Raw genomic sequence first — 13,023 nt, 5'->3', positions numbered from 1 at the left:
GAGGTAATAAACTTAACTGATCTTGATCATAGGTCTTAAAAACTACTTTTCTACTCATTCTTAAAGTTAAAAAATAACTCAAAAATCTACAAAAAAAAGACTGCCTTTTTAGACAGCCTCGTCCATTTTACTAGCTCCCTTCCCTTGAGGACGATGGCGCGAAAGCGACAGGCGAGTTGTAGCGTTGGCAGGGATGGGTGTTCTAGTTACCCAACGACAGACGAGTGTAGCGTTGTAACGAATAGCTTGCTCGAACGCCCTAAAAATTTAATCTGTTAACCCCAATGTTTCCTGTATGATAATAATCCCAACCATCAGCAATTGTATTATCTAACCACCTGTTTGGATTGGATATAATAGTGGTATGCTCTAAGGATGGCATAGTTTGGTCAATATTTTGTACATACACATAAAAATGCTTTACAAACCAACCATCAGTACCTTTTAATCGTATATGGGCATGTTTTACTTCTACCCATGATAGCGGCTGATTTGAGATATTCGTTTTTATTAAATAAGCATCCCAACCACATTCACGATCATAGTTGGGATTGTTTAGGTTAATATAAGAAGTATGTTTGCCTCCTCTATCTGTGTTAAAATATACAGAAAGGTGTATGATTCCATTGGTTTTAGCATTAGTCTGAGAACCAGTATTGATCCATATCTGATAAAACCATTCTTTACTAGTACCATAGACAGGGCCAATACTAATATCTGTATAGGTTTCTACCTGTTTGTTAAATCTTATAAATGCTTCTTCTTTAGTAACACTGTTATCAAAATGCATTTGTAAAACAGGAGTAATAATTTCTTTGTTACTATAGTTTACAATATCATCGCTTTCTCCTGTGGTACTTAGAAAGCCTTCAGTGATGCTTTCTTTTGTCGGTTCGGTTTTGGTATCAGATGCTTCGTAGGATGTTAGCAGTAATGATCCTAGCATCAGTATAATGATAGTTGTCGTTTTCATGTGTTTAAGAGTTGTTGTGTATGATGTTATAAAACTAAACAACTGATTTTTAGTAAGTAAGAGATTAAAAACTGAAATTAGACAGGGCTTTCCCCCCTTTTTGTATAAAGTGTTCGAACTTCTGAACGAGGGATATTTAAGGAGTTTGTAAAGTATGCATGGGATCGACGATTACGTTTCCTTTTATTAAACTTTTATTAACACCAACAAAATATTGTAATCGTTATCTTACTATACTTTGCATAACGCAAAAAAAACGCACAAAAATTCAATCAGTTATGAAATTAAAATTACTCCTACATTTATTGGTAGCCTCCTATCTATTGGGGATACAACAAGGAATTTCGCAATCTACATTTATCAATGAGATTCATTATGACAACACCAGTACCGATGTTAATGAAGCAATAGAAATTGCCGGTGCTGCAGGAACCGATCTTACAGGGTGGACTCTTGTATTATACAATGGCTCTAACAGCAGTGTTTATAATACAATCAATCTGTCGGGTACAATTACCGACCAACAAAATGGCTTTGGTACCATTATAGAAGTTTTGCCCGCTAATGGCTTACAAAATGGTGCTCCTGATGGGATTGCTCTGGTAGACAATACCAGCACCGTAGTTCAATTTTTAAGCTATGAAGGGGTGTTTACCGCTACCAATGGTCCTGCTTCTGGAATGACAAGTACCGATATCGGAGTGTCAGAATCCAGCAGTACTCCTGTAGGAGCTTCGTTGCAATTATCAGGAACGGGAACCGTTGCAACCGATTTTGTTTGGGAGGTTACTACAGCAAATACTTATGGAGCGGTAAATACGAACCAGGTGTTAGGAAACCCAGTAGTATTACCGATTATTAATGAGTTTGTAGCCAATCATACCGGATCAGATACCGATGAGTTTGTAGAAATACTAGCAGGTGCATCTACAGATCTAAGTGAATATTGGTTGCTGGAGATCGAAGGAGACAGTAATGCTGCCGGAGTAATCGATGAGGTAATCCAACTAGGGACTACCGATGTAAACGGATATTTTACAACTCCTTTTGGAAGTAATACTTTCGAGAACGGAACTATGGCTTTACTACTGGTAAAAAACTTTACAGGAACTGCAGGGCAGGATCTGGATACCAATGATGATGGTACGTTTGATGTGACTCCCTGGGAGAATCGTATCGATGATATCGGAGTGAATGATGGGGGAGCTTCTGATCTTAATTATGCCAATGTTACATTAGAAAAATCTTTTGATGGAATCTCTTTTACCGTTGGGGGAGCCTCTAGGTATCCTAATGGTCAAGACACTGATGCGGCTGCCGATTGGACCAGAAATGATTTTGATGGTAATGGTTTACCAAGTTTTCCTACTGTCATTGCAGAACCAGGAGAAGCTGTAAACACTCCTAATCGAGAAAATGTAGTGATCGACGATGTGGTAACACCCACAGCCGATATTGTTATTAATGAATTAGATGCAGATACCGATGGATCGGATGTATTAGAGTTTATAGAGCTTTATGATGGAGGTGCTGGTAACACTTCGTTAGATGGACATATTTTGGTATTCTTTAATGGTTCTAATAACCAGAGCTATGCAACCTATGATTTAACAGGAACTGCTACCGATGCTAATGGGTATTTTGTAATTGGTAATGCAGATGTAGCCAATGTATCGATTACGTTTGCTGGTAATGGATTACAAAACGGCGCTGATGCAGTAGCTCTATATAAAACGGCAGCGTCTAATTTTCCTAACGGAAGTACTATTACTACCGATAATCTGGTAGATGCGATTGTATACGATACTAATGATAGTGATGATGCCAAGTTGTTGGTATTATTAAATGCAAACGAACCACAGCTAAATGAAGATGGTAAGAATGATAAAAATTTTCACTCGCTACAGCGTTTCCCTAACGGATCTGGAGGATTAAGAAATACTAGTACCTATACACAGGCAATTCCTACTCCGGGAGCTGCCAATACCAATGCTACAGAGATTGCTGCGCTTGTAATTAATGAATTAGATGCAGATACTGTAGGTTCTGATTCTTTAGAATTTGTAGAGTTATATGACGGCGGGGTCGGAAATACGTCGTTAGACGGTTATGTATTGGTAAACTATAACGGAAGCAATAATACCAGCTATAATGCAATCGATCTGGATGGTTTTTCTACTAATGCCGAAGGATACTTTGTAATCGGTAATGCAGATGTTGCCAATGTAGGGTTGGTAGTGCCCGGTAATACTTTTCAGAATGGTGCTGATGCCGTGGCTTTATATTTAGGAGAAACTACCAGTTTTCCTAATGGTACTGCTATCACTACCGATAATTTGATTGATGCGTTGGTATATGATACCAGTGATGCAGATGATATAGAATTATTAGTATTGCTAAATGTAGATCAACCCCAGGTAAACGAAAATGAAAATGGTAACAAAGACACAGAATCATTGCAAAGAGTACCTAATGGTCAGGGAGGTGTGCGTAATACGACAAGCTATGTTGCCAAAACCCCTACACCAGGTACTGATAATGATGGAGGGATTATCGTAACCCCAGGAGAATTGATTACCATTGCAGAAGCAAGAGCTGCTGCCGAAGGAACTTCAGTTACCATTACCGGAGTATTAACAGTGGCCAATGAGTTTCGCGGTCCGGCATTTATACAGGATGCCACGGGAGGGATCGCTATTTTTGATGAACAGGTACATGCCAATGCAACCTTAAAAATAGGAGATTCTATTACCGTTACAGGAACCAGAACAGCGTTTAATGATCTTGTTCAGGTGGGTACTGTTACTAGTATCGAAAATAATGGAACTCCTCAAAATGCTATTACCCCAAAAGATATTACGTTGTCCGAATTAGCCAATCACCCTGGAGAATTGGTAAGAGTTGTAAATACTACGTTCCCGAATCCTGGAGATTTATTATTTGGAGATTCAAATTATACGCTGACAGATGCTAGTGGTAGTGGCGATGTACGAATCGATAATGATATTATAGCTATAGTAGGAAAGGCTCAACCAACTACTTGTTCAGAGATTATTGGGGTTGTAGGGCGTTTTAGAGAATTCTTTCAATTGTTACCTAGACAAGAAGCAGATGTTCCTTGTGCAGAAGAGTTTGTTGTGCCAGGAGATACCATCAATATTCCTAAAGAAGATACGTTTGATGTAGCTACCTGGAACATCGAGTGGTTTGGTGATGAAAATAACTCTCCTGTAGGGCAAAATCCAATGTCTGATCAAATACAACGAGATAGTACAGCAACTGTGCTTAAAAAACTAAAAGCAGATGTATATGCAGTACAAGAAATTGCAGACGATGCTTTATTTGCAGAATTGGTAGGGCAATTACCAGGGTATAACTATATTTTGTCTGATGCCGTTTCTAGACCAGGCTCAGGAGGGGTTTCACAAAAAGTAGGATTTATTTATAATACAGAAACGGTATCTGTAGTGAATACCAGAGCGATGTTCGAATCTATTCACCCTTTATATAATGGAGGTGATGATGCTGCATTGGTAGATTACCCGAGTACCACCGATCGTTTTTATGCTAGTGGGCGATTACCATTCTTAATGACAGCCGATGTAACTATTAACGGAGTAACAGAACGTATTGATTTAATAGCATTACACGCCAGAGCCAATAGTAGTCGTGACCCGCAGAACCGTTATGATATGCGCAAATATGATGTAGAGGTTCTAAAGGATTCTTTGGATACGCACTTTGCTAATAACAAAGTGATGCTGCTGGGAGATTATAATGATGATGTAGATGAAACCGTAGCCGATATTACTTCTACCGTTTCTAGTTTTCAGGAATATGTAGATGATAGCACTAATTATTCTATAGTTTCTGCTGCTCTTAGTGAAGCAGGAAGACGCTCTTTTGTATTTAGAGAAAATATGATCGATCATATTGGTATTACCAACGAATTAGACGAAGCTTATATCCAAAACTCTGTTACGGTACATTACGAGGTATATGATAATGACTATGCATTTACCACCTCTGATCACTTACCCGTTTCTGCACGATTCTTGTTAGAACAACCTTTTATAGACAACGAATGTGCAGGAGGGGCTATTGTAGCTTTTGAACAAGGAAGAAGAAAGGACGGAAGAAGAATTTGTAGATTTAGAAGCCGACCAAAACGTGCGCTAGGAAAAGCCAAAGAAAGAAGATATGCCAATTTTGTGAGTTTAGGGTTTGGAGGATCTATCACCATCGAACTTAACAATGAAGTTTTTGATAATAAAGACAGTAATGAACTAGCAGTAGTAGAGTCTACAGGGTTTTACAGACAGATTCCTTGTCGTTATTACCCAGAATCGGCAGAGGTTTTTGCATCGCAAGATGGGGTAACATTTGTCTCGTTGGGTACTACTTGCCAGGATGGAGAGTTTGATCTTGCTACGGGTAATTTATCTTCTGCAAAATTTGTGAAGATTGTAGATACCAGTGACAGATCTGTGTTCCCTTGGTTTGCAGATGGATATGATTTGGATGCAGTAGTATGTCTTACAGGAAATACACCTGCAGCTAGAAGTAAAGAATCGATCGTATATGCAGAAAGCCCAACAGGATTAGAAAGTGAGATGGTAAGCGATGTGTCTGAGTTAGAAGACGAACCTATTTTATTAGCTACACATCCTAATCCAGTAGAAAGTGTATTAAGCATCGAATTGAATTCTTTTACAGCAGGAGCCATATCGATTGCTATTACCGATGTAATGGGTAAAACAGTATATACGCAAACAGCTACTGTTAATGAAGGACAGTCTAGCATATCTATAGATATGAGTACATATCCTAAAGGTTTTTATGTGGTTCATGTAGCAAATAAAAGCGGAAGTTTTAGTACTACCCAAAAGATTATAAAGGAATAAATGCCTTTTCATATCGTATAAAGCGAGATGTTTAAGATACTACTAATAAAGCCCCCAAAGGTTTTTAAAAACCTTTGGGGATTTTATATTTTTGGTCAGGCCTATACTGCCCTATTATTGGTTACTACAAATGGTTGTAAAAAAGATAGGATGATTATTCTTTTTTCTTACTCTTCACCATCTTTTCTGCCATTAGTAATGCAGTATATACATTTACTATTTTACCCGATTTAGAGAGTTCTGAAAATGGAACATTTGGGCTATTCTCTTCTCCCGGAATTCTTACCTCTACTTCATAAGAATATCCAGAATTCATAAGGATATATTTTATTTGAGCCGCTTTTAGGTCGGGGTACCGTGATCTTAATAGTGCAGCTATTCCAGAAACAAGAGGTGCGGCAAGAGATGTACCACTTTCATGTATATATTTGTTATTAGGTAATGTAGTGTATAAGTTATATCCTGGTGCAAATACATCTACATGTTGTTTACCATAATTAGAGAAAGAGGAAGGTAGTTTTCTGTTTAATTTATAGTTTGAAGAACCGACATTAATAAAATTTTGAGCAAATTCTCCATTTTGAGAATAATCAGTAGGGTAAAATCTAATAGCATCTATATTACTATTTTCATTTCCTGCTGCATGTACAATAAGTACATCTTTTTTTGCAGCATATGCTATGGCATCTGATACGAATTTTTGTTGTGATGAGAAAAATTTACCAAAACTCATATTAATAACCTTTGCCCCATTATCAACCGCATACCGTATAGCTAAAGCTATATCTTTATCATACTCATCTCCGTGAGGAACCGCCTTTAAAATCATTAATTTTACCTTATCGGCAATACCATTCATACCTTTTTCATTATCTCTGGATGCCCCTATTAAACCAGCAACTATAGTACCATGGTTATCTATCGTTATATCTCCAACAATGTCATTATTACCATAGTTTTTATCTTGAATATTAGTTTTATCATCCCCACTTATTTTTTGATCATCATAATTAGGATTTAATTTATATTTTTCAACAATATGATTATACTCTTCGAACTCTTGTATCCATTCTTGGGTAAGTTCATATTCTAAAAATTCGTGAAGTGTTTTTACAGATGTTTTTAAATAGGGGTTGGCTATAGTATCAATGGTCCTTAGCTTTTCTAAAGTATATTTTTGGTTAGGGAAGTAATTTTGTAGGTCTTTATTAATTTTCTCGTATGCATTTCTTTGTTCTAAGACATAAGCTTTATTTTCATCCAAAAGAGCTTTTTCTTCTTTATAGAACTTAGCCATTCGTAGAATAGTAGAATCTTTTTCTTCTTTAGGAACAACCAATTCTCCTATACTATTGAATAAGCCTTTGTTTTTTAAGATTCTAACATATTCAAGTCTGGCATAATATGCATTTTTTCCTTTTGTGTTTCCTAAAAAATTCCAACCATGTATATCATCAATATACCCATTACCATCATCATCTTTATTGTTATTTGGTATTTCTTTAGGGTTGGTCCATATTTGATCTTTAAGGTCTTCATGGTGAATATCCACCCCACTATCGATAATAGCAACTACAATAGTATCTCCTTTTTTTGATAAAATATCTCTATACGCCTTATCAGAACTTACTCCTGGGATCGTATCAACAAAAATATCCTTATGCTGCCATTCTTTCATTATTGTATCAGTTGGAGTTTTTTCCTTGTACCCCACAACAAAAATTTTATTATTATTAAAAATTGTACAGTCTTGTCCTTTACAATAAAAAGAACAAAATAGCAGCATAAAAAATATTTTTCTCATTTATAAATTGTATGTTTAATTATCTTTATTTCTTGTTACTTATCTTTATCTCCTGTTACTTTACTTTTTGGTTTTAGTTTATGGTTGTCACCTCCCTGAACAATTCTTAATTGTGTGTTATTAAGTTTTGTTATTTGAATTTTTTCCAATTTAATTACTCCTTTTGTTTTCATAATCCTTATTAATTTATTAAAAAATATTTTTTTCGAAAGTATGAATATTTTTAGGTGTTAACCTAAAATATTGGTTGTAAATTGTATAAAATTCCAGAATTTTTATTAATAAATATGGTCGTAAAACACTTACTATCAGTATTTTTTGTTGTTTTCTAATTTTTTGATAAAATAGGACGGTTTGATACCTGTTTTTTTATAAAAAGCCTGAGAAAAAGAGATTGGATTACTAAATCCAGCAATTTCTGAAATTGCTTTTATGGTGTATTTTCTAAATTTATGATCTTTTTTAAGTTCTTCAATAATGTAATCAATTCTTAGCTCATTAATATAATGGATGAACTTTTTACCTTTATAATAGTTAATAAATTGTGATACGTACTTAGAATTAGAATTAATTTTTTTTGCAAGAGTATTAACTGTAATATTTGGATTGAGGTACCCCTTTTTATCTTCAAACTTTTTAAGACCTACTTCTAATGTTTTTACAATCTCTTCTGGTAAAGAATAAAGTTTCTTTTTGTCTATTTCGTTTTTATTCTTTTCTTGCTTATTAGCTTTTTGATTGATTAAATATTCAAACTTTTGTTTGTAGATTCTTCTTTTCCTATAATTAAAAACTAGTATAATAGATACAATAATAAATCCTATGATTAAAAATATAATTCCTTTTAATTTGGATGAATTAGATTGATTTAGTTTGAGTATTAACTTTTCTTTTTTGCTAATTAAGTTTGGAGTATCAAAATCCTTTACGATTTTATCATTGATGTATTGATAGTTAGAGTTTAGAACGCTATCTACAGATATTAGTCGATTCAAATAGAAAAGTTGTTTTTTATCATCTTCGCTATTTTTATAATGATTTATTAATATTTTGTACCCTTCTCTAAGTTCGGGAAATAAATCTTTGAAGTTATTAAACAAACTATCAACAGTCTTAAATTGAAGAACAGCATTTTCTATTTCACTATTTTCAAAATAGGATTTTCCTAAATAAAATCTGGTAAATATCTCGTTAGACGTATCTTCTAATTTAATTAAATTAGGAATAACTTTGTTAAGACTGTCAATAGCATTGATATAATCTTTTTTATAATATAAATTAACTCCTTCGTTCATTATAAAATAATGATAAAAATCATTATCATTATTAGACAAAGAAATTTTAATCCCTTTTTTATTAATTGTGGTTGCTGTATCTAGTTTTTGCAATTTGGTATAAGAATCTGATAAGGCAAACAGACCTATTAAATTGTTATAATAATCTTTGGGGTATTCAGACTCATCAGATATAATATAATTATAAAATTCTTTAAAAATTTCTAAACTTTCTTCATGCTTACCTATTCTATCCTTTAGCGCTGCAATATTGAATTTCGAATCATATGCCAAAATATTATTGTTATATTTTTTGGCCATTTTATAGGAAATAAAATAATTATCTAATGCTTCTTTATAGTTCGCATTATCTGTATAAAAGTCTCCTTTATAATAATAGAATGTTGCTGGATAGTATTTGTTTGCATAATTTTTTGATAACCTAATGGCAATATCTAAATAGTCTATTTTTAATGAATCTGGGGAGGTATTACTTAAAAAACCGTATCCTTTAGCCATTTTAAGACTATCGTTATCTAGAGTACTTTTTTTGAGATAACTTTGGGCATAAATGTGAGCTATATTAGGAGATACCTCTTCGTGTTTATAAAATAATTTCCTTAAGTATTTATAGGACTTTTCATTTAGAGAATCTGGTATATTAAATTTCTTTACTGCTTCAGTATTCAAAAATTTGTTTCTATCTATTTGAACAAAACTAACTAGTGAAATAATAATTAAAATACAAAATATTTTACTTAAAAAATTGACCATAAGTGTTAAAAAGCTATAGTATCAACATCAAAATACTTAAACAATTATAAATTGATGTATAATCTTTTTTAAAGTTTCATAAAAACTTCCATATCAATATTTTACTATCTGATATATAGAGTTTTAAATAAAGTTTTGTGTTTGTTTTTCTTGTTATTTTTATCTTTAAATTCCAGAATCTATGGTTTAAATTCCAGAATCTATAAATACTCCCTTTGCACAAACGTAAATCTCCCCCATATATTTGACCTAACCAAAAAATCTATTAACACATTTTTTAGAAAGGCATCACGAGTTTAAGGTTAATGTCTGATAAGGTAAAAATGTTACCTAATTAAATTGATAAATAGATAATTCTTTTAAATGCTTACTAAAGTTATGCTATAAAAAGAGGCGTAAAGAAATGTAAACCACCTCAACATATAATTTTTTAAAAACAAAAAACAGTAAAAAAATGATTGAAAACAACAGAATTAGTAAAGTGCTTACCAAAGATGAAATTGTAGAAATACAAAAAGGAATTAGTACACTAAAAGGAACATTTGACTTTTTAAAAAACCTTACTCCCAAAGAGCGTAAAAATCTACCCAAAATCAATAGTGCCAATAAGATTTTTGCAGAAGACAGTATTCATATCCTCGAGGGAGAACCACAATGGGTACCCATGGCACTTACTGCACAAGAACCGCGCAAAGATCTAAAACTATATGAACAACTCGATCCTATCATCCTGGAGTTAGAAGGCTTATTAAGACAGATGAAAGATACACAAATGATTGCCGGTAGCGAGGTATATCGTGTAGCACTATCGGTATATAGTCTGGCCGATGCAGCCCGCAAGATACCGATGGAAGGTGCACAAAGTGCTTATGAATTGCTCAAAACCCGATTTACACAAAGTACCAGTACCCCTATAAGCACAGCACAGAACAATACAACAGAAGCATAATAATCTGAGTTTTGATTACTATCATGGATACGCTAAAAAGCGTGGGTTTGAGGAGGATGTTTTTAAAAGAAACACCCATCCCAACCTTCCCTCAAGGGAAGGGGTTATGAGTTAAAATACAGATATTTATAAAACAAGTCAACACAAAATTTCACTGACGCATTTCAGATTAATCGAGTTCAGGTTAATACGATTTTATAAAGATCGCCCTCAAAATTACCCCGGGCTATGGCTATTATTGGTGGTAGCAGAGCAAAAAAGATGGGCGAAACAACAAATTTTGCCCAAAGGCCTGCAAATTGTGATAGTTCACATAGAAAACAAGTGGGTACACCTAAAAAATGTAGTAGACAAACTGACAAAACCATGTGAAGTTTTAACAAATAAAGTACCCAAACTGACAAAGTTACGTGAAGCATTAACAGTTATAGTACCTCAAGGTACATAAAAAGTAGGTAGGGGTACTTGTTAAGTGGGGTAGGAAGTTCATAGTTGTTGGCTGACGGTTGATGGTTGTTGGTTGAAAGTTTATAGGAGGAAAGTTATAAATAGAAGTAACATTAAATCCCCCTTTGAAGGGGGCTAGGGGGATGTTCTAAATGAATTAAGAATGATGAATAAAACACAAAAAACATACTGTGTGCTGAGGCTCTCGAACGGTGGGCAGAGGTTCTCGAACGGTGGGCAGAGGTTCTCGAAGCCCAACCCCTCGAGAATCTCAGGGTTCGGCAGTACATGTCTTAAAAAGAAATTAAAAAAAAACCCTCGGACTCCGAACTAAACAATAAAACCTTCCGACCTCCAACACCGGACTTCGGACTTAAACAAAAACCACAATGCAATCACTTATCAATATTACATTACAACTCATTCTTTTTATAATTAATCAAACCATATTGATTATAGACAATGTGATATAACATAAAACAGTAGAGATGAAACAATTATTTCCAAAAGAAATCATAGAACATACGGTAGAAGTACACCAGTTTGCACACAGTAATCGTAGTAAAACTATTTACTCAATATTTCTGATTAGTATTCTTATTACAATTGCCTCCTTGCCTTTTATAAAAATAGATATCTACACCACAGCAAGAGGAATGCTTAAACCCAGTCAGGAACGTATTACTATTACTCCATTACAATCGGGAAAAGTAACTTATACTAACCTGATTGATAATCGGCGAGTACAAAAAGGAGATACCTTACTTATTACCGATGCATCGATACTAGAAGATAATATGCATCGCGTTAAGAACCAATTGATAGAAATCAAGCAATTTATAGACGATTGTGAATATCTTATTAATACATCAAAACCAAAATTTAGTCACATCCAATCTTCGCGTTATCAAAAAGAATTCTTGTATTTCAAACAGAAAGTACAAGAGTTACAAACTCGTTTCGAAAAAACAAAAATCGACTATCAACGAAACAAAAAACTATATAAAAAAGGAGTAATTGCCAAAGTAGCATTTCAAAATAGTGTATATGAACATCGACTGGCTTCTAATGCTCTGAAACAGTATCAAAAACAACAGAAAAACAATTGGCAAGTCACACTTACAGAATATCAAAATTCTTTGAGTGAGTTGGAGGGAAAAATAGCTCAGCTCACACAAAACCATAAAGAACTAGCTATCATTGCTCCTATCGATGGTATCTTAAAAAATGTAAGAGGTATAACAGTAGGTAGTTTGATCGCTGGCGGAGTTACGGTTGCAGAGATATCCCCCAGTACAGAAATTATTGCAGAATGCTATCTTTCTCCTACCGATATAGGCATGATTGGCAAAGATAGAATTGTAAATTTTCAAGTCGATGCTTTTAACTATAATCAATGGGGACTGGCTACAGGAAAAATAATTGAGATAAGCAAAGATGTTGATCATATAAATAACCAACCCGTTTTTAAGGTGCGTTGCCTCCTTGATCAAAAACATCTCGAACTAAAAAACGGATTTAAAGGGCATCTTAATAAAGGAATGACGATAAGTGCACGATTTCAACTTACAGAGCGCACTTTATTTGATCTATTATATGATAAAGTAGATGATTGGTTAAACCCCGCAAGCCCAGATATAGGATCAAAATAGTTGATAGTGTAAAGTCTGAAGTCGGACGACAAAAGACCGAAGTCAGGTGAACGAAGAACTCCTTCTCCCTCCGGGAGAGGGTTGGGGTGAGGGCAATATATGCAGAATGAAGAATAAAAAATATATAAATTAAAAACACTCGCTCAGTCCTAAGGACAGCTCCTCGAAGAGCGAGTAGCTTAAAGGAAAATTATAACTAGAGTAAATAACTAAAGACTTAGTACAAAACAATAAAAAACTTCGAAC

At 34.2% G+C, this 13,023-nt stretch carries 7 protein-coding genes; 3 read left to right on the top strand and 4 right to left on the bottom strand.

Going from position 1 to position 13,023, the window contains the following annotated elements; translation table 11 throughout:
• Window positions 1-259: 259 nt before the first annotated feature.
• Complete coding sequence (locus tag ABW636_RS21350; protein ID WP_367592132.1) at window positions 260-973, bottom strand: hypothetical protein; 714 nt, start codon at window positions 971-973, stop codon at window positions 260-262.
• Window positions 974-1,251: 278 nt separating this feature from the next.
• Here ABW636_RS21350 and ABW636_RS21345 point away from each other — a divergent pair, with 278 nt between their 5' ends.
• The gene (locus ABW636_RS21345; protein WP_367592131.1) at window positions 1,252-5,877 is read left to right on the top strand and encodes a T9SS type A sorting domain-containing protein; all 4,626 of its coding nucleotides are present in this window, start codon (window positions 1,252-1,254) and stop codon (window positions 5,875-5,877) included.
• Between the two features lie 154 nt (window positions 5,878-6,031).
• On the opposite strand, the gene ABW636_RS21340 is transcribed toward ABW636_RS21345, so the two are convergent.
• The 3 genes from ABW636_RS21340 to ABW636_RS21330 all read right to left on the bottom strand — a co-directional run bounded on the left by ABW636_RS21340 (window position 6,032) and on the right by ABW636_RS21330 (window position 9,645).
• Window positions 6,032-7,591, bottom strand: coding sequence for a S8 family peptidase (locus tag ABW636_RS21340; RefSeq protein ID WP_367592130.1), 1,560 nt, complete (start codon window positions 7,589-7,591; stop codon window positions 6,032-6,034).
• Between the two features lie 125 nt (window positions 7,592-7,716).
• A complete protein-coding gene (locus ABW636_RS21335) occupies window positions 7,717-7,854 on the bottom strand; it encodes a hypothetical protein (RefSeq protein WP_367592129.1) in 138 nt (45 codons plus the stop codon).
• 135 nt (window positions 7,855-7,989) lie between these two features.
• Window positions 7,990-9,645, bottom strand: coding sequence for a helix-turn-helix domain-containing protein (locus tag ABW636_RS21330; protein WP_367592128.1), 1,656 nt, complete (start codon window positions 9,643-9,645; stop codon window positions 7,990-7,992).
• A gap of 538 nt (window positions 9,646-10,183) precedes the next feature.
• Here ABW636_RS21330 and ABW636_RS21325 point away from each other — a divergent pair.
• Entirely contained in the window at window positions 10,184-10,678 is a 495-nt protein-coding gene (locus ABW636_RS21325) for a hypothetical protein (protein ID WP_367592127.1), read from the top strand.
• A gap of 935 nt (window positions 10,679-11,613) precedes the next feature.
• Window positions 11,614-12,777: an HlyD family secretion protein gene (locus ABW636_RS21320; protein WP_367592126.1), complete on the top strand. Its 1,164-nt coding sequence runs from the start codon at window positions 11,614-11,616 to the stop codon at window positions 12,775-12,777.
• Window positions 12,778-13,023: the final 246 nt, after the last annotated feature.

It is taken from the genome of Aquimarina discodermiae (assembly GCF_040786235.1).
Lineage (GTDB): Bacteria > Bacteroidota > Bacteroidia > Flavobacteriales > Flavobacteriaceae > Aquimarina.
This window is presented reverse-complemented; position numbering and strand designations above follow the sequence as displayed.